Here is a 21,823-nt window from a genome sequence, read left to right on the forward strand (position 1 = left end):
AGATACAAATTAATTTAAAAATAGTAGTGTTCGAAGGCACATCTGGGCATCAGAGCAGCGATTCAATTTGACGACAATATTATTTTTCTAGTAAGACACTTAACCATTCCCGAATTATTGGTAACTACCAGATGTACGAGGTACTAGACGACACTGGGGCACAAGTCATCCTCGGGATCGAGAGTAGCGACTCGATTCGCCGTCTCGCACACCATCTCCATACTCCGTACGAGACGGTGCGACTGGCGGTCAATCGACTCGAAGACGCAGGATATCTCGAGTACGATAATGGGCTTTCAGTCACCAACGACCGCGTTCGAGACGCAGCTCGTGAACTCATTGCAGCAAGTGCTCGCGTCAGTCCTCCATCTATCGACGAGGCATACGTTATCCCGCAGTTTGGAGAGTGGCCGTTCGCGTTCACTCGCATCGATGCAGTCTATGTGTGGACACAAGGCGGGTATCAGGTCGGTCGCAGCCCAGATGACTACCCACTATTCCTCGCCGTTCGCGACCAGGATGTCGAAGCATGGGAGGCATTCTTCGAGTCGTTCGGTCTGCCGACTGCATTAGAGCGCCAGCCGAATGACGAGATCGAAAGCTCCCTCCAGATCGTGCTCGATCCGCAGCCGACTCTCGACATTGAGCATGTTGAGGGCTATCCAGTCGTCTCCCGCGGGGAGACGATTGCGTATATGCGCGAAAACTTTGTGCAGTTCCAGTCAGCCCTTGCGATGCTCGACCGAATGTACGACGATCTCGACCTTGGAGTCGCCTACCGGGAAGGAGAGCGCGCCCAACCATGAGCTTCAACAACCGAAGCAACGCGCTCATCGAACTTCTTGATGAGCTAAACGGGAACGACGTGCAGTACTCCTCGTGGGTGGGTATGCCGTCTCGGCATTCAACACTCGCTTCTCGACGGATCTCGATATCGTCGTTGCGCCCGATAACAAGGATGCATTCGTATCCTTCCTTGAAACACGCGGGTTCGAGGAAATCGACAACCACGCAAAACAGTGGTTTTACGACACGGAAGTCATCGAGTACGAAAAACGCCTCGCGCCACAGCAACCGATTGGCTTCGATCTGCTCGTAAATGGACTCGGCTGTCGTCAGACCGAAGCGCAGTGGTCGTTCGACTACCTATACGACCACAGCTCAGAACAAGAAGTGAGCGGTGGGACAGTTGCGACAGTCGCCCAGGCCATCGATGGGGCAGTACTTGTCGCTGCGAAACTTCACAGCGGACGTGAGACTGATCTTCGTGACGTCCTCGCGGTTGCCGAAGAAATCGATCTCGATACTGTAACCCCACACCTCCATCGAGGAGATCAAGACGCCCTTCGCACCCAACTCAAACGTAGCCTCGAGATCCTAGACGGAGAGGATCTCAAACACGGCTTTCGAAGCGATTTCGGTGCGTCGGCAGTTTCTGAGGAGACGATTACGGCACTTCGAACGTATCTTGCTACGCAGGTGGAACAGCTGAGTTGATCATCAAAACAGTACTCCACAGGTTCGGGCATAGCAACAGACAGTACGAATAAACTGCAAACACCCACCTGTTTTCGTGAGTATCAGGCCCCATTATACATTTCCTGTATCATCGTAATTAAGTGGGTGGGAATCCGAACTAAGATGTCGAGTGTCTGGCGTGTACCACTCGACGAATGTGGGAACTGTGTTGGTGGCATTTCACAAATTCCCACATTCTAGTCTCTCACCTCAATAGAATAAGAGAGGAAGTGCTGTACGTGTTAGCGTCGCGTGCTGCCCGTCATAGGCTAAGTACCGACATGCAGACCGTCACGATGGTAGAGGAACAAGTAACTACTCGTGGAAGACAGCAATCTTGGCTGGTGAACTACTGGCAGGTTGTCAGCCGTAAACCCAGCGGAGAGAATACCACGGTCTTCAGGTCGTGGTAGCTGACACCGATTAATCGAAAGCCTGCTCGTTCCTCAAGACTTCGCCCTACACACACACAGCAGTTTTCAAGTGTTCTTCGTAGAACTCGAGGGGAGGGTGTTGGTGATCAACCCCCTTCATCACTTAAACAGACACCACTACTATCTCGTCAGACAGCGGTTTTCAAGTGTTAATTCGCATGGATGCTGCCGGTTTTCCCGAATTAGAATAGTCGGGTCTTATCTCCCCTACCGTAAACTATATAAAATACACTAGTACTAGTCTAGTAGTAGTTTGTAAGCTATGCAGAAGATTGTTCTTCAGTGATTTTGTTCGCTTAGTTTGCCCAACCGCCCTGCCTCTCTCACGTGAAACACTTGAAAACCGCTGGGAGGGTGTTCTCCCTTTTGTTATAAAGACCCGGGAACACATGAAACACAGGAAAACACGTGAATAAGATTTATTAGAATGTACGTAACGTTCTAGAGCAATGAGTGACTCCATCTTTGCTGACGACGTCGAGTTGTTCAAGAACAGCGAAGTATTAGAGGAAGATCATACACCGGAACAAATCGTATGCAGGGACGAGGTAATGGACGAGTACGTGGATGTCCTCAAACCGATTTACAAAGGACGTCCACCACAGAACGCCTTTCTCTATGGAGACACTGGTGTCGGGAAAACTGCCGTTACAAAGTATCTCATCAAGCAGCTTCGAACGGATATCACGGAGAAAAATACTGATTTGAACGAAGAGGAGAAGACCGACCTCACTGTCGTTCGAATTAACTGCCAGAATCTAACATCGAAACGAGAACGAACCTCCTCATATCAAGTCGCCGTTGCACTCGTCAACGAACTTCGCGATCCAGAACATATGATCGCCGCAACTGGATACGCTCCCCAGGCTATCTATTCGATGCTCTACGATGAAATCGACAAGCTGGGCGGAACTGTTCTAGTTATTCTTGACGAAGTCGATCGTATCGGCGATGATGATACCATTCTCTACGAATTACCGCGCGCTCGTGATAACGAGAAGGTCCAATCTGCTCGAATTGGACTCATTGGAATCAGTAACGACTACACGTTCAGATCCAATTTGTCGCCGAAGGTGCGGGATACACTCTGTGAGTCCGAATTAAAATTCCCGGCCTACGATGCGAACCAACTGCGACGAATTCTTCGGATGCGAGCTGCGAATGCGTTTCACAATACTAGAGTTTTCTCTCCAGACGATCCGGAGTACACTGAATATGCTTCAGAGGAACAGCAAGCAGCGGATGAGGCCGTGTATGTGAGTAAGGTGATGGAGGATGACGTCATTCCGCTTTGTGCGGCCTTCGCAATGCGTGAGTCTTCTGGCAGTGCTCGTCGTGCGATACGGTTACTTCGTCGATCAGGTGAAATCGCTGAAGGGCAGGGTATCTCGCAGATAACGGAGAAACATGTACGAGAGGCAATCGAAGATCTCGAGTATGGTGATATGGTTGACTCAATCACCGATCAGGACGCCCAGAAACAATACATCCTCGCAGCAATCGCCAATCTCTCTGAACAGAATGCCACTCCAGCTCGTGTCAAAACGATATATGCCGCCTACAAGAGAGTCTATAGCCGATTTGAAGGTGAACCGCTTGGTCAGCGAGGGATGTACAACCATCTAACCAAATTAGTCATGCTTGGATTTTTGACCCAAATAGAAAATAATACAGGCCGCAAAGGAGGGCAGTATTACGAGTTCGAGTTCAGCGATGAAGTCGGCGCTGAGAAAGTTCGAGAGGCGTTCAAGCGAATGGAAACCACATGGCCGAAAGTCAATATTTCGTCAATCTAGTGGTCGGCGAGTCATAGAAACATTTGAAAATCGGTGTAGGCGTTTTCATACTCGAACTTTCTGTGGGTTCAGGACCTAGCGTAGTGATACACTTGAAAACCGGTGTGTCGATTTCCTATATCTGACTACTAATTGGTGTCCTCTGCCACGATGGTGTCTGGTAGATGGCGAGTGGAAAACAGATGTTAGTATACTATTCTAACATCAGGTCTCAATCTTCAGGCGACGTACGTCACCATGGCACTTCTCCTTCTTCGAGTTTCACTTCCGCTGTGGTTGGCTGAAGACTTTATCCACTGGGTACCAAGCATAGATTGCAGTTAGCGTTCCGAGCAGCCGATGTGGATTCTTGTACTCATCCCAACCCATACTCCCACATCGGCTGCCTGTTCCCCTTACTACATCGCACTAAGTAGTGGCACGAACAGACTCTGACCGAGGGTTTACCTGTGGGGTAGATGAATTTGAGAGTACGAATGGTTCCAAATGGGAAATCGCCACTCACACCACTCGCCCAAGACGCGCTTGATGCGCTCGCGAGAAGTCTCCCTGATGAGAACGAACTCACCTATGAGCATGCCTATACGATTTTGAACGAAGAAGAGGATCTAGATCAACCCGCTGCCGAAGATATCATTGAACGACTCTACATGAACGGCCATCTCTATGAGGTTGAGGGAAAGCTCCGGCTTACTGATTACTAGGCACTAGTGGTGCACGTGTCCGCAGGAAAATTTGGATTTCGAGAGTGAGAGCTACGCTTGACGTACGAGTTCGATTCGTTCGAGCTTTCCCCCACACTCGGGACAAACGATATGCGATGTCGCCGCAGAGGCTGTTTCACCACAGACAATGCATTCATAGAGTGGTTTTTCTGGTTTCTTCGAACGGTACCGCTTGATGAACGTGTCGACAATGGACATTCTCCTTCCCCACAATCAAGACTTCGAGGAGCTATCTATAATAATTATTGGCTATGTTACTATCTGACAGGGGACTCGCTTCTCATCAGTCCAAGATGGATCACAGACACAAGACTACTCTCGCTACTTGCCAGCCTTCATTTCGGTGAGTCTTGTTCTGATGTCGTCGATCTGCTCATCAAGGTTCTCAATGAACGATCCCGTCTCATCAGTCGTGATTGCACCCTGTTGTGTGGGATCGATCAGGTTCTCTTCTTCGAGTATTCGAAGCGAATAGCGTATTTCGTGATGGTCATAGCCCGATTCATTCGACATCTTCACAATCCCGATCGGTTCATTGTTCACAACCATCTGAAGAACCTCCAGATGCCGGTCAAGCATATCAACCTCTTCTTCGACACCATCGATCATTGTATCTGTTCGCATGGAGCACGGCGAGATAACTGTTCTCACCTGTCTGTGTTTCACTCTCAAATTCTGTCATAACTGTTCGGATCGAGATTCTCCTGTTATCGTCAGGCCTTGAGCGGTTCGTAGATGAGGACGGTATTGTCGCTCCGAACAGTGACGAGATAGTCCTCAACCGTGAATCGCACTGCAACGTCGCTCTGTTTCGATGCACTTGCTTCGATGATCTCTTCGAGCGCGTCTGGGTTGACGTATTCGTACAGCGAGAGTGTTATCTGGCCGGCTGTCGGTTCAATCACGTCCATAAGAACATCAACGACACTCGTAACAAGCTCCGGACTCGAGGAGTCGAGGTTGATCGCTTCGGAAGTGATTGATGCGTACTGGGGTGGTGAACTTGGTCCAGTAGGTTTCGTGGTGGAACCAAACCAATTGGTCGTTCTCGTCTGCACTGTCTGGTTGTTCACAGTTTCTATTGGCCCTCTATATCCTTGAGTAATAGCCGCTTACTACAGAATTTACTCGCTGAGATGGTAGTGACATTGGATCTCGAGTTTGATCGACCCAGTCCGGTTATTTGAGACTGTTATATAATAAACTCAATTTATATCTGACGAACTTATTTGGTCTCTGCGTTATTGATGGAGATACGCTCTCACGCCAGCACGACGCCATCGTTTGACGCCATCCCCCAACAGTGCCGTCGTGTTCGGATGTGAGAGTTTTCCCTCCCCCCTACCCATCGTTCCTAACGGCTTGAGAACGACTTGTTGTTCAGTCGGCTATTTCGAATGTATTTCCCCACCGTGACTGAATATCTGTGATGACTTCCCCAATTACGTCGAAGAAGTCGTTGGGATAGCGTCGATCTTCTGCATCGTCAGTGGTCGCTGCTGGAAACGGGTGGTACTGATCGCGAGCGTTATGGGGATTTTCGTGACGATCCCACCGACACTCTTTCCGGTCATCTTCCCACCTTTCCACATAGTGTATGTAGAAATTGCCATTGAGCTGTAGCTCGATATCGACATACACACGCGAAATCCGTTCAGAATACGCGGTTGCATCAAAGATGACCTCGACGGTCCTGGTTTGTTCGAGGGAAATGGGTTGACTTGCGAAACGAGACTTATCCTTCCAAGCTTTCGCGCAACTCTTCGCAGAATTTCCTTGTTCGGTGACGTCCCGTCCATCCAATCACGAGTGATTTTCTGAACGTGTGTCTGCAGTCGAATTTGGCTGGCCGGATTGAAGCCGCTGGAAGAACCGAACCATATCTGCAACTTTCACTGTTCCCGTTTGTGCATTTGATGTGCCGTGTCCGAGCGCCTCGACGAGCCGATCAACTTCTTCACACGCTGTGTTCCACTGCCGAAGATCGTTCATCGTCTCATCAAGCTTCTCGTAGCCGTGCTCTTGCGGAACAACCTCACCAGGCGTTTCGGCCTCATAGGTTTCCTGGAAGGACGAGACGGTGTGGCTGAGTTCCGATAGTCGATTGTTGAGTTCCTCGATGGTGTACTCTCGCTGTAGGCGATCGATATTCCGCCATTCGAGGTACGAGTCGTTCCGACCATACGTCACTGGCTCATTGCCCATCTTCTTTGCGACTCCCATCTTTCCAAGGAACTCCAGATATTTCCGTGCGGTATCTGGCGCAACTCCTGCTCGGTCTGCGATCTCGGCGACCCGAAGTGGATCGTTCAACTGGAGGAGCACATCGTAGACCTTCTCGACAGTTGTCCGACTCTCGAGCTCGGTTTCCCATTCCGATGCTAAGTCTCGTGGAGAGTCACTCATGATGCTCACTACTCTATTGGTCTACTAGACCAAAAAGATTTACTAGATCGTGACTATAGTCGGCATACTACGAACTATATCTGGCTCCTCTTAGGAATCAAGTAGCATAACGATGGTTAGTATAATATACTACCTAGTCTCGTTCGACGCCTTGTCTGTCGGAACTAAAACTTCGGGAACAGATAGAGCGTGTCGAGGTCCACCGCCATTGTCGGGAGATCTGATTAATATGCCGTATCAGTTGACTTGCTTCTTTTAATTAATCAGCCAAGCATGAGTTTCTGCTGATATCATGCTGTCCTCCAAGCAGGTTGTGAATATTCATGCCGAAAACCAGACTGTAGAGGTGAGAACTTAGTCCGCCGAGTTCGGTTGGAGAGAGGGGGTGACTGATGTCGATTCAGAAGCAACGGGTCCGTTGACGAAGAGTGCATGTCCAATCAGGAGGACAGAGACGGTTGCACCGACTGGGACGGCTGCTGTCAGCGAAAGTCCAGCAGCGCTGACTGCGCCGGTGACACCGATCAAGGCGAGTGGGATCAACCCGAGAATGAGATCATAATATCCTGTCATAATCTATTCTATAAAATGGGGCGTAGGTACATAAGAGTTCTGCATAGCTACTCTAGAGGTTCTCCGTTAACACCATATAATAGCTGAAAATGCAACGTATAACTTATGGAGTTCAGATAGTCATGTTGCGTTTCAAAACCGAGCAACTATCGGAACGTGCGACCTGATGTCATCGGTTTCGTCTATGGATTACTACAATCAATATTTGTGTTACCAGAATGCGTTTTATGCCTCCGTCCGATGCTCTAACTGCGCTCTCACACCTGGCCAACACAACTTCCCTGCGCCATCATGCGACGCTCAATGTTTGGCTGGTTGTGAGGGCCTTGCTGTCGGCTTTCCTTGTCTTTCTCCGAGTGAGCGTTGGTAGGAGCTGTGTTATTCGGAAAACCCAATTGGAAACGGTTCAACGGGGTTACTGACGACCGGTACTCCCGGATCTTTTTGAGACCCATCTCGTAGAGAACGTTCTGGAGAGAGACGTACTGATTCGCTCCAAACTACCGGTAACAGAATCTCGGCTCTTACTTCATAGTCGATGGCCAGCACGACCAGTACCTACTCCGATTTCCATCGACATTTCATCTATTGGAATATTCGGAAGCGACCCTGGTGTGCCTATCTGATACCCCGCTGAAATACTATCCCTGATGATGCACCAGACCTCACCAGAACTTCCCTCGCTTGAGCCCGGCATTACACTGCTCGAAACCGACGAGCGCATGACTGGCTCATTACAGTCGCTTGTCCTTGACCAGTTGCTCTTGGATGCTGGATCGGCCCTCTGGATCGATGCCCACGGGAACGGAACGACACACCCGTTGACGCGAATTACGCCGTCGATGCGAGTCCTCGACCGGATTCACATTGCGCGGGCGTTCACTCCGTGGCAACACCAGAGTCTCGTACAGGATCTTGCCGGAGAGATTACGGACGGGACGACGATTGCCGTCCTCCCGGCGATCGACTGGTTCTACCGGTCGGAGGACCTTCCACGTGGTGATGACGAGCGGATGCTCTCGAGCGTGGCTGAGCGGATCAACGCGCTTGCCGAGCGGTTCGAGATCCCGGTGCTCTTGACGTTGCAGACGAACGATACCCTGACAGTACCGATTCACGGGATCGCTGACCGGACGATTCAGTGTGAACAGACTAAGCTCGGCCCACGGTTCGCAGGCGAGGAGTACGAGACGTTGGTCTACCCGCTGGAGAATGGGCTGGTACAAACGACGCTCACGTATTGGAAACGTATTCTCGCCAATCGACATCCGGCGATTGTTGATGCTGACGTTTCACCGGAGGTGAGTGCGAATGGGGCGTACTAATACGACATATCGTGATTTGCTCCGAGCGATGGAGTCGCGGTGGCAAGAGTATCGGCGGGCACTCCGATACGATGACCAGGGCGTCTTCGATCGGCTCTTCGAATATGCTCGCGCCCACGCTGATGCGAGTGGAGTTCAGAACCACCAGTTCGTCGAGATACCAGCGCTGATTTCGATGCTGGTCGAACAGCAAAAGCAGATCGAGGACCTGGAAGATCGGCTCGATCACGTAGAGGACGACTTGAACAGGTAGTGATGAGACGATGGTGTACAAAATCGACTACGTCAACGGCGACGTGCTCAGGTGGTCGGTCACTGAGACAGGGGTGGAGTGCGAAGTCGACGAATCGTACACGCCAACGATCTACGTGTCGGTGCACGGTGACGGCGATTTTTCGACGGCACGTGCTGCACTCCGTGACCATCCCGCTGTTGTTCGGGTTGCTATGGTTGATGAACGCGTAAGCTTCCGGCACGACCACGAGCAAGTGCTTCGGGTGGATGTAGTCGACCTCAAGGCAGTGAATTCAGTGGCACGAATGGTGAGCAAGTGGGGCTCTCCCGGCGAGTATCGCTGCTACAACGTCGATTTCTCGCGTGAGTTTCGGTACTGTCTCGAAAATGGAATTGACCCGCTGCCGAACCACGAACTCTCGCAGATGCAGATTACTGTGTCGGAGACGGAGCTTGCAAGTGAGAGAGTCACTGAACTCACGATCGACGATGAGACAATAACTGGGAGTGGTGCGGACGTGTTAACCACGCTGTCGGCTCGGGTTGAGTCGGTTGATCCAGATGTTCTCTTCCTGAATACGAGCGACCTCATACCGGTTCTCTTCCAGCAGGCCGATCGTCTTGGCGTAGAGTTCCAGTTTGGACGACGGTCGGAGTGGCAGCAGTTGGCGGGCGAATCGACGTACGAAAGCTACGGACAAGTTGGCCACTCACCGGCACGCTACAATCTCCCCGGTCGGGTGATCATCGACGGTTCGAATACGTTCATGTGGAATCAGACGAATCTCGACGGCTGTCTGTATCTCGTTGAACAGTCGGGCAAACCACTACAGGAGGTGGCGTGGTCGTCGATCGGGAATATTCTGACCGGAATTCAAATCCAGGAAGCACGGGAGCGGGATGTTTTGGTACCATGGCGCTCGTGGCGGCATGAGAAGTTCAAAACGATGCGCCAACTCCATGACGCCGATCGGGGTGGGTTCACCTTTGCACCGGACGTCGGCCTACACGAGGACGTTCACGAACTCGACTTCTCCTCGCTGTATCCGAATATCATCGTCACACGGAACGTGAGTCCTGAAAAGATCCGGTGTGAGTGCCATGCCGGTCGGGAGGACGTACCGGGCATCGGGTATTCGATTTGTGACGAACGGGGCTATCTTCCGGATGTATTTGAGCCATTGATCAAGGATCGGGATGCAATCAAAGCCGAGATTCGAGAGACTGAGGATGAAGAGCGTCGCGAGGAGTTGGAAGGCCAATCCAGTGCGATCAAGTGGATTTTGGTGTCGTGTTTCGGCTATCAGGGCTTTTCGAACGCGAAGTTCGGGCGGATCGAATGCCACGAGGCGATCAACGCATATGCCAGAGAGATTCTGCTGGAGACGAAAGCAGTGCTCGAGGAGCATGGATGGCGCATTGTGCATGGTATCGTCGATAGCGTCTGGGTGACACCGATCGACGGGGAGGAACAGACGTCGCTGTCTGCGCTTGCATCGGAAACCTTTGAACAGGTGGAGATTCGGCTTCGAGAGAGATGCCGTACTCCTCACAAACGCACGCGAGGCGGTGGATGAACTTCTTGAACGCCCAGAAGTTGTGCGTCTTCTCGTTCACCCTGACCGACCAGTGTGTATCTAGCACGTCGGTCAAATCGCCAACGTACACCGTCGCCACGCCCTCGTCGTACAGCCGTTCAACGAGGTTGCGCACCAATGCGTTCTGTGTGTGGTCACGGCACTTCGTCCGCTGTCGGTACAGCCGTCGAATCCGTTCCGAGGAGTAGCGTCCTTCACGAAGTTTCGATTGTAGGCGGGCAATTTCGTCTGTCGCCTCGCGGAACCGTCCGAACAACTCCCGACCGTCGTAGAGGTACTGGTGTCCAGCGGTCGTGGAACACGCAACGAGGTTGTTTGCGCCAACGTCGAGGGCGGCTTCGTGAGAAGTCAATGGTGAATCCAGTCGAGAATCAGGTACGGTGACTGGTTGGAAATCATCATGATTTATCAAAACCGCAAGGTCACGATTCACCCACTGACTGGGAAGTTTGGCTCACTTTGGCATCCAATACGTTCGCTTTCGAATGGCAGTGCAATGAGCAACTCTTGCCCGGTGGTCAAAGTTCTCGCCTACTTCGCTTATCGAAGAGAATCCTCGCAAACAACTTTTGACTATCTTTCTTTGAAGTAGTATTAAAAACGACAAATAGAAGTCAGTTCCAATTGTGACGTTTCTCGGTGAGGTCATAGTCTCCATTGTCATCACTCACGTAGAATTGATCCCTAAAGAACTGAAGAAGAGAAAATCGACGGTAGCTGTCCAGTGCAGATAAACGTATAAATTTGTTTCGTGGTAGATGGCTACTCGTCTTGAAAACGTTATTCTGACGGGTGAGCTATATTGGCACCGATGCTGCAGTCCTACACTTGTGATTTGCTCCGACAAGAGCGGTGTGTACTCTGTATGTATCCAGTCATGCGCTGATAGAAGGTGAGACGGCGCCCTTCTGCAGTTATTTCAACGGAGACACGATACGCTCGTTTCCATGTGAGATATTCCATCCTTGTGAAAAGAAGCGAACCCTTATCCCTGGGTAGCTGCTATTTATTTAAATGGACGATGTCTTTGTCGGGAGTCTCATGTCGTCGCCGGTGCACACCGTAAGTAACGACACTTCGCTCCAGAACGCTGGCGAGATAATGCGTGAACACGAGATCGGATCGGTCATCGTCGTTAACGATCGCGATCATCTCGCAGGAATTCTCACTGCGACTGATTTCATTCATGTAGTCGCAGAAGGGGATCCTGATCCAACTGCGACCGTTGCCACATTTATGAGTACAGATGTTATCACGACTACCGCAAGTGAATCCATCCAAACTGTAGCGGACCTGATGATTGACCATGGTTTTGATCACATCCCAGTCGTCGACGAAGAAGCGGTCATTGGCGTCATCACGACGACTGACTTAACGGCATATCTTTCTACTACACAGGATCCAAGCCCAACATAGGTGGCATATCGGTCGTTAAAATTCGGTGAGCGCTTGGCGAACAGTAACGTTCCACACGATGGCGAACAGAAGTAGGTACTCTGACGATGTCGTTCACATAAACGAGTGATGGAGTTAGGACCGAAAACAGCGCAATGGCTGTTCAGTCCTCGAACGCTTCGTTGTGCTGCTCGTAGTGGATCGTCAGCGTTCCTGGGGTGGGATGTCTGGTTGCGTTACGGATGGCCTCGAACGTTTCGAGCGTCTCGCTCGAACTGACTTCGTCTCCATATATCTCTCGTGTTTCTTCCCGTAACGCGTCATAAAACCGTTCCACAAGGAGCCTGATTGCTTCTGCATCGGATTTTGAATCGATTTCGAAGACGGCCTCGTAATGGGACATGTAACTAGTTGGTGCTCCAATGAGAAAACCCAGACCCTACAATCGTTGACAAGGAAAGCTCTCCCTGAGTACCGTCTTCTCGGAGGATCGAGACATCGGAAATGCTGTACAAACGTTAATTGGTGTCCCACTCCTCTAGATCACATGGCCGAATTCCCAGACGAAAGACAGCTCGTACTGAGAGCACGCTCCCAATTGGAACAATGGACGAACAGTGCCCGGACACAAGCATATAGTGACTTGTTCGAAGGCGATGCTCCACTCCTTCCCCCCGAGGAATTGCAACAGCTCGATGCGCTCGATTCTGTAATGGAACGGAACGGTGGCGATGGCGTGTGGGGCACCGATCAGTACGGAATCCACACAGGGGGAACCAAAAGTTCGGACAGTTCGATCGGAATTGTCTGTGTGTACCATCCCCAAATCACCAAAGATTCCGTGCTTCAGGGAGACGACGGTATCGATGACGAGACCGAGGAGAGATTCAACGCAGCGCTCTGGCAATATAGCGAACGCGTTGCGACACTCATCGAAGAACGGCTCGACGAGTTCATCCGCCAAACGCAGAGTTAGCTCTGTGTTCAATTCCGTTTCCTGAAGTTAACCGGCTCATCGACAACTGGAATGTCCTTCCTAACCAACGTCATCACAAACGAAAAACGACGCAATTAGTACGACACTGCCTCTCCTTCAGAGGAACAGGTCACCAGATCCACCCCCACTTGTTAGCAAGTGAATCGTACCTCTCGAAACGGTTGGCCCCATGTCCTGGAAGTGAAGAACGTTACGCGCCGAGCCACCAGCCGTACAGTTGCTCTTGCTCCTCGGTGTCCGGATGCTTCTTCGATTGGCCGTAGGTCTTGCCTTTGAGAAGTTGACGTTCAACTGCATTTGCCGCGAGACGAAGTGCATGGGTGGCCCCGTATCCCTCTCCTTTGGCGGTGAAGTACCCACGGTCAGTGACCAGTCGAATTCGTGCTAACATCAGTGGCACCCCTCGGCTCTTTTCTTTGTGCTCGTGCAGTTCGATACTGGCCTTGATTACGTTCATCTCACCATACTTCGAGGTCACGCTGTCGATTAACGCAGAAACGTCGTCATAGTCCATCTCATCGAGCAACTCGAGACCGAACACCTGCACGGGACGCCGTTCGTCCTGTTCCCATGTGAGCGCCTCGATGACGTCCGTCTTTGTGATGATTCCGACCGGTTCGTCCGTCTGGTTAGCCGTGACGACAAGTGAGGAAATCTCCCGATCGAACATCGTTTCGACTACCGCATCGAGTGGTGTGTCTCGTTGGATCGTCGCAGCTACATCGGACATCAGGTTCCGCACCGGTAGATCGAGCATCCGGTCGGAAGTACCGTCGCGTTCACCGAACCCGCCACGGCCACTAAACTCGTCTGATGAACCACCCTGGCTCTTGTTCCCGCCGCGTGTCGTGAATTCGATAACATCATACAGACTCAGTATGCCGACGAGTTCGTCATTGTCAATGACTGGGAGGTGTGCGATACGTGCTTCTCGAAGCGTGTTGAGGGCTTTCCCGAGCGTGGTCGTCGGGGAGACACTGATCAGCTTTGTTGTGTACGCATCGTCAACAGTCACCGCGTCGAGAAACGGGCTCACGGCCTCCAAGACAGCATCTGCAGTCACCACACCGAAGACGCGGTCTTTGTCTAGCACTGGGAGCGTCTTAGCGTTACTCCCGATCATGAGTCGTGCGACCTCACGGACATCTTCGGTTCGGTCGACGGTTGGGACGTGTTGTACCCGTGAGCCAACCTTCGCCGAGGGTTGATTGGATGACGAGGCCAGTTGTCGGCGGCTGACGACGCCCCGATACTCGTCACCGTCCGTAACGACGACGGCGTCGAGTTCCTGATTCTCGAACGCACCGGCGACCTTCGAAAGGGGTGCCCCGATGTCGAACTCGGTGAACTGTGTTGAAACTATCTCAGAGATATCCATTGTGTACTCATTACTAAAGGGAACGTGGACGGTTATGCTTGCCTCACCTTTTGATGACATGAGAGAATTGATTTTGAGAGGCGGTTTAGGGTCACAGACAGTGCCCTCGATATTACTTTGACGCACCGTCCGTGCTTGTCGCCACTATCGGTGGTCGATTACACCGTTGTAATAGAGGGGATCGCGAACGCGACCCCCTCCGTTTCGCAGAAAATGACGCACTCCACCGTAACCAACCGATTACTACCACCATGTGTCACCGGCAATGCGGTGTGAATCTCTTGTGGTGGTGCCGCCCGAGAGGGGGTTCTGCGAACCCCGTGATTACAACGCTATAACCTGCTCTTCGTGGTTAGTTCCCTCCCGTGTTCGCTTCGTGGGCTCGCATCCACCCGGCCAGATCAGGATGCGCGAACGTGATCTCGATGTGATGGCCACCGACACCCATCGCGTCGTCCACACACAGCGTCCGTGATTCTTTGTAGGTCACGCCAGGCACCCGTTCTGCCATCTCCTCCATCACACGGTAGCCGTCGTTCTTGTACGCACAACCATAGAGAGATGTCAGTTCTCGACTGGTCGTTTGTTAGTATTAGCTACTAACGCAAATGGCTTTCATCTCTTAATAGTGTAGTCCTCAAATTGGTAGACGAACAGTACTCCTGTAGAACTATAGTTACTCGTCCTCAAGAGCTGCGTAGATGTCGGCGTGACGACGTCCGTCGAGCTTCCCCATCTCAAGGGCAATCTTTTGGCGCTCCTCGTCGCTCTCCGCTGACTGATACCGCTCGTACAGTCGGCGGACTTCTTTATCTATTGCTTTCGAGGATTCGGTGCTAGACGCCATTTCTGTTGTGAACATATTCTCTGTGGCCCTTTATCAGTTCCGACGAGCACACGCTCTGAAGTAGATGACTGCAGTCTCGGTATCGACCGCGGCTTCGTCTGTCGCAAACCGATGCAGTAACGCACGAATTTCGTCACCGTATTCGAATGTGTATCCGTTCAACATATAAAAGACGACTACCGTACGAAGCGCCGTTCGCTTGTTCCCATCAACGAATGGATGATCTGCAACAAGTAGTCGCATCAAATGAACCGCTTTTTCGTGGACTGACTGTGGTACCTCACCAAAAAACCCCTCTGAGACGTACTGAAGTGCAGATTTAATCGGCTCCTCCGATCGAACTCCTGGTTCCGTGTTCTCTCCCTCCTTGACGACTTGCTCGTGGAGTTCGAGGATCAGCTCATTGGAAGGATACGCAACGTCCTCGCTCACACGACTAGGTCTCTCACGCCACCCGATAATCGTTCTGATGGACAATTGGTTTCTTAGCAAAGGAGATACGTACTCCATTGTTTTTCTCACACGCACTCCTGACACCGTCTTCAGAACCACTTCACGCTGTCACGCTGTACTGACAGTGACTTTCTTGGGTGATTCAATCACGGAGTTCCGACCACAAACACGGTGGCCGGTACCAGCTCTCCCCCTCCCGCTGGCTTTGAGCCGATAGATGCCGATACAACTGCCGTACTCACGAGTAGCCGTACGGCGTCTGTCCCGAACTGTGTCAATTCGGGACGTCCAATTCCGCAGTTGCGTGGGGTTTCGTATTAGATTCGTGTCCCTCTCGGGCGTGTTTTCGTCCCGACCACGCTACTCTCCGGCAACCCCGTCTGTGGCCGGGCTGTCGTTTGTGTTCTCCGCTGAAACCTCACCGGGAAGCTCGACATCGGCTTTCAGAACAAGACGGGTCTCCTGGTAGCTCAATCCGTCCTTGGATCGCTGGCGTTTGATCTTCCCGAGGCGGCCATTCGAGAGTTCGTGCATTGCGTCTATCGTCCGCCGGGCAAGTTCTTGCGAGTATTTTTTGCTCACACCGGACTCTTTCAGGCGAATCCAATCAGCTAGCTCTGACGCATCGAGGTAGGCTCGGATCTCTCCACTGCCCTTGGACCAGAGTGAATAGCGACCAGTATCGTCATGTTCACGCCACGCCTTGCCAGCAAGTTCGTCGGGTTTGCGATTCGTGACGGAGGCGAGCATGTCGTCATCATAGCGGGCGAATCGCTGGATCGGCAGGAGATCCGCTGTCGAGTGAGCAACGGCACCACCACGACCGAGCGCGTCTTCCTCACCAGGGAGTCGGAAGTAGGTGTTACCGTCGTCTTTCGTGATGCGTTCGAGTTTGTTGCCATCGACAGTGATCCGCTCTTTGTCGACGTTGTCGGCGAGCAGGTGGGCACCTTTCTCGAACTCGCGGGCTTGCAATTCATCGATACGTTCGCTAGCGGACTGCGTTTTGCGGGCAAGGGCCTTTCTGTGGGCTTTCGCTTTTGCTGCCTTGTCTTCTCTGGCATCGACTCGTTGTTCGAGGTCGTTGATTCGCTCCTCTTTCTCGGCGACTTCCTGCTCGAGGTTGCCGATGCGATCAGTGAGTGTCTGGACGTGCTCGACAAGGTCGCTGACCGAGACGTCGTCATCGAGAACACTGGACGCTCCGGACGTGGTGGTGTCACTCATTTGCAGGCACCTCCACTGGGACCGCAGTGTCCTCTGCTGGCGTCGAGAGGCGTGGAAGCGTTGACCGAGGAGGAGATTGAGCATCTCAATCGCGTCTGGCACCGCCTTGATCCTTGGCCGGACGCCATTCCCGGTCTCAACCGTCTCCGTTCGAACTATCTTATTGCTCCACTCTCGAACGGTCACGTCCGGCTTCTCACGAATATGGCCAAGTGGGCCGGCATTCCGTGGGACCTGATTCTCTCGGCTGAACTCTCGGGGCACTACAAACCGGATGAAGAGGCCTATCTGACCGCGGTTGAGCTCCTAGATCTCCAGCTGGAGGAGGTGATGATGGTCGCGGCTCACGAAAGGGATCTCGACGCAAGTCGTCAGGCAGGGCTTCGGACGGCATACGTCCACCGACCCTTAGAGTGGGGTTCTGAGCCAGACGAGGTTGTTGAGAAGCCCGATGAGTCGACATACGATATCGTGGCTGAGGATTTTGTGGATCTCGCAGAGCAACTCGGTACCGAACCCGTTATCTGATTAGCTCCTGTCCGGTGCGGGATCGATGGACGCAGTGCCGTGCTCACCCATACTAACGAATGACTACTATTCCGTCCGATTCCAGATCACCCGACGTGCTTCGGGCTTCTTCTTGCGAATTTCTCCCTCTCCGTTAAGTCTGTTCAAAACCTCGTACGCTGACCGCCGTGACCATCCCAGTTCGTCCGCGATCTCGCTCGTCATGTTGGGTTCGAGAGGTTCCATGATCTCGAATGCCTCCACTAGCTTCTGTTCCTGAACGTACTCGCCTCTCTCTATGCTCTCTCATTTAGCTCGTTCTTCTGGACTTGGGTGGTCTCTGGGTTAGTATACAATACTAACATCAAGTGCCCTCCAAATCTTGACCGCTCCTGTGATCATCCCCTTTGCCGCCCGACCTATCGTGTTTTTTCAAAGTGATCTACTCATGCCTCGTCTCGAATAATCTCTGTAAGCGTAAAACCGACTGTCCATTTTACTGGCTCTGTTGAAATCCTATTGGTTCGACACCTTTCCTACTGAAACAGCCGTTAGATAGGTATCCGTCGATAGCAAAGTGGAAAAACACGGGTAGTCGTCCCGAAGCGCTTACACGAACCGTGCCTTTAGCACCGGATCATTAATTGGACTCCGCCGACCTGCGCTCACTCTTGGGTCGATAGACGAGTGCCAGGACGCCGTTGCTGGTGGTATCGCTGCTTTCAAGGACGAACTCTGCCTGTGATACGTCGTCGAATAATCGCCTGCCGCTCCCTTGCACGACCGGATAGACGAGGAGGCGTAACTCATCGATGAGGCCCTCCTCGAGGAGCCATTTCGTAAGCGAAATACTGCCGTGAACCGCCAGGTCACCGCCCCTGTCTTCCTTGAGGTCGATGATTGTCTCACGGACATCATCACCGATGAACGTAGCATTCTCCCAGATATCCTCGGTGCGGGTGGTCGAAACGACGTACTTTTTAACCGGGTTAAAGAACTCTGCACCCGGATCCGGGCTTGTTGGCCATGCTTGAGCGAATTGCTCGTAGGTCACTCGACCCAACAGTAGGGCGTCGGTTCGATCCGTTTCTTCCTGCTTAAAGGTCTCAATTTCGTCGTTCCAGAACGGCGCTGACCACGAGGGGTTCTCGACGACTCCATCAAGCGTCATATAGTAGGTTGCGAACAGGGTTCGGGTTGGTGTATCGTCTGACATTTTCATCAATGTATACGCCATATAGTGTCTTGAACATTTGCGGGAAGTTGTCTGCAGCAGAGCGATATCTCCGTCCCCTGTATCTACCAGCCAGACATGTTACTTTCTAACTATTTCAACAGCGCCATGTTAGTATATTCTGCCTCTACATCCCTTATTCTACCCCTCCTCGTTTATGCAACTCCTCGAGCCGCTAATGCACTGGCCGCCGTTTCATTGCAACCGTATCTGCAACCCACCGAGCGGTCACCGCTGGAAACTCGGACCCTCGAACCACTCGAAGAATATCGTCGTCACTTGTTTGCTCCGCAAATCGTCCCTGCTTGTCGCTCAGCCTGTTATCATCTGCCTCTTGTATGTCGACCTCGGCCGTATAGATACGAGAAAATAGAGAAAACCACTGAACAGATTTGACTTTCAGCCCTCAGAGTACAGAAAGGATATACCCACTGTCCTCTATGTAACCCACTGAAGATGAGTTCCCCAACACGACGATCACTCCTCCAGTTCTCTGGTACGCACGAGAGGGAAATTATGGGAGTCGAACCGACGGGCGACGAGATTATCCTGGAGAATGTTGGTGTCTTTCGTATTGAAAACGGGAGAATCGCTGATCTCTATCTCTAAGCCGACAATACCAGTCTGATGTGCTAATTAGGCATCATTCCCGAGGTTTGAACAGCAATGAAATCGATTGTACTTCACCCTCGGGGGGCGGATTCACAAATGTGCTCTTCATCTTGGTCAGGTGAAGCAGGCACCCCGCGTAGTCTTCGGATTTCGTCTCGAAGATTTTGCCGTTCGATCAGAGTAAAGCCAATAACGATGACTGCAAAGCCAAAGACAGTCCGAACGGGGACTACCTCATCAAGAACAATTGCGCCCACTCCCGTTGCAACAAGTGGAACTGTATAGCTAATGAGGTTCGCTCGAACTGGTCCGGCGCGATCGATGAGGCCGTAATAGGCAGGAAAGGCAACCGCCGTTGCAGGCACTCCGACCCAAAAGATTGCGACGAGGGCCCCAAACGTTAGCGTGACGTCTCCTGGTGATTCGCCCATCAATAGACTGAGACCATGAACTACTCCAGCAGCCAGCACCAGTGCCCACGCTGTCATACCAATTCCCGAAATCGAACGGTCTGTCTTGCTCAGAAGCACACTTCCAAATGCAACTGCGACTGCAGCGCCGCCGACCAAAGTGACTCCAAGAAGAGCCGCGTTTCCTGTTGTGGATATCGAATTCAGCCCAACAATGATTGTCACTCCGCCTAATCCAAGCAGAATACCAATCATTCCGAGGAAGTCGAATTTTTCCTCGGGTAACAACACAATTGCAAACAGTGGCGCCAAAACAGGAACAAGGCTAAATATGACTGCAGCAGTTCCGGTGGTGAGATATTGCTGTCCCGTGAAGAGGAGCGCGGCATTAAATCCTGATAGAAACAATCCAGCGATGACGACTGCCATCAGATCACCACGGGTACGTGGCCGCCAATAGCCGCCACGCCGATAGACGTATGCGAGAAGGATTGCCGCCCCGATGTCGTAGCGCAATCCGGCAAACAGTATCGGTGGGAGAGCGACCAGACCTGCCTTGATACCGACGAATGCAGTGCCGAAGGTCAAGGAGGTGATGATAAATAGCAGTAGGGTGTAACGATCTGATCTCACATCGGTTTCACGCTCGCTTGGGTTCTGGCTTCTCGCCCACTCATATTCTTTATATGTGATGCGCGCGCTTAACGATGGCTGAGGCGGAACGTTGGTTAGGTTTGAAAGTCAATTCATCCACACCACACTGACACTTGTCTACTCAATTCGCAACCCTTGAAGCTGCCGAGACGGCACAGAAACGCGCACAGGCCGAACAATTTTCCTTCGACGTCGATGCCCCCGGAATGGTCGAAGTAACTAATGAGAGCCACGAGAACCCCTCAGCCCACCAGTACACTGTCTCCATCGACGACGCGACCGAAGACCTGATGGCCTGTACCTGCCCGCACCACGTCCACCGGAACGCATTCTGCAAACACATGGCCGCCGTGGAAACCGCAACCGACGACGGGACTCTCAACGCCTTCCCGTCCGAGGACAACGACGAGACCGAACCAGAGGACTGCGGCTGTGAGGGTCTCAACGAGTTCCCGTGCTGGCTGTGTGTGCGAACAGGACGGAAGGAACTGCCGAACTAACCACCGCTTCAGTGAAGAACTATGAGTTGACGAAGTGCAGTTGCATGCTCAGAATACGTGACACTTTACTTCGGTGATATCCTCGAAGTCAGAATCACCTGTACAGAGAAGATCACAACCTGCTACTTCTTCAGCGGTTGCAAGATGAATCATGTCTGCATAGGATGGGGTTCTCTCATCGGCTTGGGAATAATATTTCCGTCGAAGCTGTGCGCCACGAATGGCGATTGAGGGTGTAACTGGGAGAATGTCAAGATGGTCGAAGCCACTGATCATCTCCATTGTCTTCTCAGCAGTGGTTGTTCCCTTCTCACGGTCGAGAATGTAGTATACCTCGGCCAGGACTGTTGTTGCGACAATCATCCCTTCTTCTTCTCCACGCTTGATCACCTCACGTGCTTGCGCTTCGTTTTCACCCTCAAGAGTAAGCTCCAACCAGGCCCATGAATCGACAAAAAGCATCTAGTCGTATTTGCTCCAGGCACGTTTGGATTCCGAAAGGAGTTCTGAAACACTCTTATCGGTCTTCCGTGGCGTCTGTTGGATTTCTTTGAGTAACTCCCAAGAGTCTTTCTCTGGCGAGACGGTTACTGTGCCATCGCTGTGAATTTCGAAGGTGACCGTCGTTCCTTCGTCGATACCGAGCCGTTCTCGAATTGGCTTTGGGATTGTAACTTGCCCTTTGCTTGTTACCCGAGCTGATTTTTCAACTGACATGCTCTCTCAATCTCTGACTACGTGATTCTTACTCATATCTCTTTCTTACATTCTCTCCTAAGTAAGGCGAGTACGGATAACAGTACAATATCGACTGGCCGAATCGAGATGAGGGAGCAAATCTACACGGAGAGGACACACCTGGACCTGTCGAAGTCACCAACGAGAGCCACGAGAACCCCGCAGCCCACCAGTACACCGTCTCCATCGACGACGTGACCGAAGACCTGATGGCCTGTACCTGCCCGAACCACGTCCACCGGAACGCCTTCTGCAAACACAT

24 protein-coding genes and 2 pseudogenes are annotated in these 21,823 nt (G+C 51.9%); 11 read left to right on the top strand and 15 right to left on the bottom strand.

The features are described 5' to 3' along the window. Nucleotides 1–131: 131 nt before the first annotated feature. From LJF34_RS21800 to LJF34_RS21815, 4 genes and pseudogenes are all read left to right on the top strand, one after another. Nucleotides 132–806, top strand: a complete 675-nt coding sequence (locus LJF34_RS21800) for an RNA polymerase subunit sigma-70 (RefSeq protein ID WP_231187776.1) — start codon at nucleotides 132–134, stop codon at nucleotides 804–806. Next, nucleotides 803–1,497: pseudogene (locus tag LJF34_RS21805) on the top strand (hypothetical protein). Before LJF34_RS21800 ends, LJF34_RS21805 begins: the two are co-directional and overlap by 4 nt. Nucleotides 1,498–2,401: 904 nt before the next feature. Next, nucleotides 2,402–3,748, top strand: coding sequence for an AAA family ATPase (locus LJF34_RS21810; protein ID WP_231187778.1), 1,347 nt, complete (start codon nucleotides 2,402–2,404; stop codon nucleotides 3,746–3,748). Between the two features lie 476 nt (nucleotides 3,749–4,224). After that, entirely contained in the window at nucleotides 4,225–4,452 is a 228-nt protein-coding gene (locus tag LJF34_RS21815) for a hypothetical protein (protein WP_231187780.1), read from the top strand. A gap of 342 nt (nucleotides 4,453–4,794) precedes the next feature. Here the strand turns inward: LJF34_RS21815 and LJF34_RS21820 are convergent, their stop codons facing one another. From LJF34_RS21820 to LJF34_RS21835, 4 genes are all read right to left on the bottom strand, one after another. Then, nucleotides 4,795–5,082 (bottom strand): hypothetical protein, encoded by a 288-nt coding sequence (locus LJF34_RS21820; RefSeq protein WP_231187782.1) that lies wholly within the window; start codon nucleotides 5,080–5,082, stop codon nucleotides 4,795–4,797. A gap of 104 nt (nucleotides 5,083–5,186) precedes the next feature. Next, nucleotides 5,187–5,546, bottom strand: coding sequence for a HalOD1 output domain-containing protein (locus LJF34_RS29310; protein WP_342765893.1), 360 nt, complete (start codon nucleotides 5,544–5,546; stop codon nucleotides 5,187–5,189). A 730-nt stretch (nucleotides 5,547–6,276) separates the two neighbouring features. Next, nucleotides 6,277–6,879 carry a FaeA/PapI family transcriptional regulator gene (locus LJF34_RS21830; RefSeq protein ID WP_231187825.1) on the bottom strand — a complete coding sequence of 201 codons (603 nt, stop codon included), beginning with the start codon at nucleotides 6,877–6,879 and terminating at the stop codon, nucleotides 6,277–6,279. A 354-nt stretch (nucleotides 6,880–7,233) separates the two neighbouring features. Next, nucleotides 7,234–7,452, bottom strand: a complete 219-nt coding sequence (locus tag LJF34_RS21835; RefSeq protein ID WP_231187786.1) for a hypothetical protein — start codon at nucleotides 7,450–7,452, stop codon at nucleotides 7,234–7,236. A gap of 650 nt (nucleotides 7,453–8,102) precedes the next feature. Here LJF34_RS21835 and LJF34_RS21840 point away from each other — a divergent pair. Genes LJF34_RS21840 through LJF34_RS21850 form a run of 3 tightly spaced genes read left to right on the top strand, consistent with a single transcriptional unit; the run spans nucleotide 8,103 to nucleotide 10,588 of the window. After that, nucleotides 8,103–8,777, top strand: coding sequence for a hypothetical protein (locus LJF34_RS21840; protein ID WP_231187788.1), 675 nt, complete (start codon nucleotides 8,103–8,105; stop codon nucleotides 8,775–8,777). After that, nucleotides 8,764–9,030 carry a hypothetical protein gene (locus LJF34_RS21845; protein WP_231187790.1) on the top strand — a complete coding sequence of 89 codons (267 nt, stop codon included), beginning with the start codon at nucleotides 8,764–8,766 and terminating at the stop codon, nucleotides 9,028–9,030. Before LJF34_RS21840 ends, LJF34_RS21845 begins: the two co-directional genes overlap by 14 nt. A 10-nt stretch (nucleotides 9,031–9,040) precedes the next feature. After that, on the top strand, nucleotides 9,041–10,588 hold the full coding sequence (locus LJF34_RS21850) for a type B DNA-directed DNA polymerase (RefSeq protein WP_231187792.1): 1,548 nt from the start codon (nucleotides 9,041–9,043) through the stop codon (nucleotides 10,586–10,588). Here LJF34_RS21850 and LJF34_RS21855 read toward each other — a convergent pair. Next, nucleotides 10,539–11,000, bottom strand: a pseudogene (locus tag LJF34_RS21855) (transposase); the annotation flags it as partial. The gene LJF34_RS21850 and the pseudogene LJF34_RS21855 overlap by 50 nt on opposite strands. Before the next feature lie 623 nt (nucleotides 11,001–11,623). Here LJF34_RS21855 and LJF34_RS21860 point away from each other — a divergent pair. Next, nucleotides 11,624–12,025: a CBS domain-containing protein gene (locus LJF34_RS21860; RefSeq protein ID WP_231187794.1), complete on the top strand. Its 402-nt coding sequence runs from the start codon at nucleotides 11,624–11,626 to the stop codon at nucleotides 12,023–12,025. A 142-nt stretch (nucleotides 12,026–12,167) separates the two neighbouring features. On the opposite strand, the gene LJF34_RS21865 is transcribed toward LJF34_RS21860, so the two are convergent. Beyond that, nucleotides 12,168–12,407, bottom strand: a complete 240-nt coding sequence (locus LJF34_RS21865) for a hypothetical protein (RefSeq protein WP_231187796.1) — start codon at nucleotides 12,405–12,407, stop codon at nucleotides 12,168–12,170. A 144-nt stretch (nucleotides 12,408–12,551) separates the two neighbouring features. Here LJF34_RS21865 and LJF34_RS21870 point away from each other — a divergent pair, with 144 nt between their 5' ends. After that, nucleotides 12,552–12,980, top strand: a complete 429-nt coding sequence (locus LJF34_RS21870; RefSeq protein ID WP_231187797.1) for a hypothetical protein — start codon at nucleotides 12,552–12,554, stop codon at nucleotides 12,978–12,980. A gap of 211 nt (nucleotides 12,981–13,191) precedes the next feature. Here LJF34_RS21870 and LJF34_RS21875 read toward each other — a convergent pair whose 3' ends face one another. The 5 genes from LJF34_RS21875 to LJF34_RS21895 form a co-directional block, all read right to left on the bottom strand. After that, a complete protein-coding gene (locus tag LJF34_RS21875) occupies nucleotides 13,192–14,379 on the bottom strand; it encodes a CBS domain-containing protein (protein ID WP_342765896.1) in 1,188 nt (395 codons plus the stop codon). Nucleotides 14,380–14,731: 352 nt separating this feature from the next. Further along, nucleotides 14,732–14,890, bottom strand: coding sequence for a hypothetical protein (locus LJF34_RS21880; RefSeq protein ID WP_231187799.1), 159 nt, complete (start codon nucleotides 14,888–14,890; stop codon nucleotides 14,732–14,734). 165 nt (nucleotides 14,891–15,055) lie between these two features. Beyond that, nucleotides 15,056–15,241, bottom strand: coding sequence for a hypothetical protein (locus LJF34_RS21885; RefSeq protein WP_231187800.1), 186 nt, complete (start codon nucleotides 15,239–15,241; stop codon nucleotides 15,056–15,058). A gap of 18 nt (nucleotides 15,242–15,259) precedes the next feature. Next, the gene (locus tag LJF34_RS21890) at nucleotides 15,260–15,658 is read right to left on the bottom strand and encodes a type II toxin-antitoxin system death-on-curing family toxin (protein WP_231187801.1); all 399 of its coding nucleotides are present in this window, start codon (nucleotides 15,656–15,658) and stop codon (nucleotides 15,260–15,262) included. 381 nt (nucleotides 15,659–16,039) lie between these two features. Beyond that, nucleotides 16,040–16,906 carry a hypothetical protein gene (locus tag LJF34_RS21895; RefSeq protein ID WP_231187802.1) on the bottom strand — a complete coding sequence of 289 codons (867 nt, stop codon included), beginning with the start codon at nucleotides 16,904–16,906 and terminating at the stop codon, nucleotides 16,040–16,042. On the opposite strand from LJF34_RS21895, the gene LJF34_RS21900 reads away from it, so the two are divergent. Then, nucleotides 16,832–17,434, top strand: coding sequence for an HAD-IA family hydrolase (locus tag LJF34_RS21900; protein ID WP_342765897.1), 603 nt, complete (start codon nucleotides 16,832–16,834; stop codon nucleotides 17,432–17,434). The genes LJF34_RS21895 and LJF34_RS21900 overlap by 75 nt on opposite strands. A 619-nt stretch (nucleotides 17,435–18,053) precedes the next feature. On the opposite strand, the gene LJF34_RS21905 is transcribed toward LJF34_RS21900, so the two are convergent. Together LJF34_RS21905 and LJF34_RS21910 are read right to left on the bottom strand one after the other, a co-directional pair. After that, entirely contained in the window at nucleotides 18,054–18,629 is a 576-nt protein-coding gene (locus LJF34_RS21905; protein ID WP_231187804.1) for a dihydrofolate reductase family protein, read from the bottom strand. A 701-nt stretch (nucleotides 18,630–19,330) separates the two neighbouring features. Beyond that, nucleotides 19,331–20,302: a DMT family transporter gene (locus LJF34_RS21910; protein ID WP_231187805.1), complete on the bottom strand. Its 972-nt coding sequence runs from the start codon at nucleotides 20,300–20,302 to the stop codon at nucleotides 19,331–19,333. Between the two features lie 134 nt (nucleotides 20,303–20,436). On the opposite strand from LJF34_RS21910, the gene LJF34_RS21915 reads away from it, so the two are divergent. Continuing rightward, nucleotides 20,437–20,823, top strand: coding sequence for an SWIM zinc finger family protein (locus LJF34_RS21915; RefSeq protein WP_231187806.1), 387 nt, complete (start codon nucleotides 20,437–20,439; stop codon nucleotides 20,821–20,823). A 48-nt stretch (nucleotides 20,824–20,871) separates the two neighbouring features. On the opposite strand, the gene LJF34_RS21920 is transcribed toward LJF34_RS21915, so the two are convergent. Further along, entirely contained in the window at nucleotides 20,872–21,285 is a 414-nt protein-coding gene (locus tag LJF34_RS21920; RefSeq protein WP_231187807.1) for a PIN domain-containing protein, read from the bottom strand. Further along, nucleotides 21,286–21,540, bottom strand: coding sequence for an AbrB/MazE/SpoVT family DNA-binding domain-containing protein (locus LJF34_RS21925; RefSeq protein ID WP_231187808.1), 255 nt, complete (start codon nucleotides 21,538–21,540; stop codon nucleotides 21,286–21,288). Nucleotides 21,541–21,823 lie beyond the last annotated feature (283 nt).

This window comes from Haladaptatus sp. DYF46 (genome assembly GCF_021083305.1).
In the GTDB taxonomy this organism is placed as follows: domain Archaea; phylum Halobacteriota; class Halobacteria; order Halobacteriales; family Haladaptataceae; genus Haladaptatus.

Excerpts from the sequence above, each read along its gene's own strand:
- LJF34_RS21800 (WP_231187776.1), top strand. The coding sequence starts at position 132 with ATGTACGAGGTACTAGACGACACTGGGGCACAAGTCATCCTCGGGATC.
- LJF34_RS21810 (WP_231187778.1), top strand. The coding sequence starts at position 2,402 with ATGAGTGACTCCATCTTTGCTGACGACGTCGAGTTGTTCAAGAACAGC.
- LJF34_RS21815 (WP_231187780.1), top strand. The coding sequence starts at position 4,225 with ATGGTTCCAAATGGGAAATCGCCACTCACACCACTCGCCCAAGACGCG.
- LJF34_RS21820 (WP_231187782.1), bottom strand. The coding sequence starts at position 5,082 with ATGATCGATGGTGTCGAAGAAGAGGTTGATATGCTTGACCGGCATCTG.
- LJF34_RS21830 (WP_231187825.1), bottom strand. The coding sequence starts at position 6,879 with ATGAGTGACTCTCCACGAGACTTAGCATCGGAATGGGAAACCGAGCTC.
- LJF34_RS21835 (WP_231187786.1), bottom strand. The coding sequence starts at position 7,452 with ATGACAGGATATTATGATCTCATTCTCGGGTTGATCCCACTCGCCTTG.
- LJF34_RS21840 (WP_231187788.1), top strand. The coding sequence starts at position 8,103 with ATGATGCACCAGACCTCACCAGAACTTCCCTCGCTTGAGCCCGGCATT.
- LJF34_RS21845 (WP_231187790.1), top strand. The coding sequence starts at position 8,764 with ATGGGGCGTACTAATACGACATATCGTGATTTGCTCCGAGCGATGGAG.
- LJF34_RS21850 (WP_231187792.1), top strand. The coding sequence starts at position 9,041 with ATGGTGTACAAAATCGACTACGTCAACGGCGACGTGCTCAGGTGGTCG.
- LJF34_RS21860 (WP_231187794.1), top strand. The coding sequence starts at position 11,624 with ATGGACGATGTCTTTGTCGGGAGTCTCATGTCGTCGCCGGTGCACACC.
- LJF34_RS21865 (WP_231187796.1), bottom strand. The coding sequence starts at position 12,407 with ATGTCCCATTACGAGGCCGTCTTCGAAATCGATTCAAAATCCGATGCA.
- LJF34_RS21870 (WP_231187797.1), top strand. The coding sequence starts at position 12,552 with ATGGCCGAATTCCCAGACGAAAGACAGCTCGTACTGAGAGCACGCTCC.
- LJF34_RS21875 (WP_342765896.1), bottom strand. The coding sequence starts at position 14,379 with ATGGATATCTCTGAGATAGTTTCAACACAGTTCACCGAGTTCGACATC.
- LJF34_RS21880 (WP_231187799.1), bottom strand. The coding sequence starts at position 14,890 with ATGGCAGAACGGGTGCCTGGCGTGACCTACAAAGAATCACGGACGCTG.
- LJF34_RS21885 (WP_231187800.1), bottom strand. The coding sequence starts at position 15,241 with ATGTTCACAACAGAAATGGCGTCTAGCACCGAATCCTCGAAAGCAATA.
- LJF34_RS21895 (WP_231187802.1), bottom strand. The coding sequence starts at position 16,906 with ATGAGTGACACCACCACGTCCGGAGCGTCCAGTGTTCTCGATGACGAC.
- LJF34_RS21905 (WP_231187804.1), bottom strand. The coding sequence starts at position 18,629 with ATGTCAGACGATACACCAACCCGAACCCTGTTCGCAACCTACTATATG.
- LJF34_RS21920 (WP_231187807.1), bottom strand. The coding sequence starts at position 21,285 with ATGCTTTTTGTCGATTCATGGGCCTGGTTGGAGCTTACTCTTGAGGGT.
- LJF34_RS21925 (WP_231187808.1), bottom strand. The coding sequence starts at position 21,540 with ATGTCAGTTGAAAAATCAGCTCGGGTAACAAGCAAAGGGCAAGTTACA.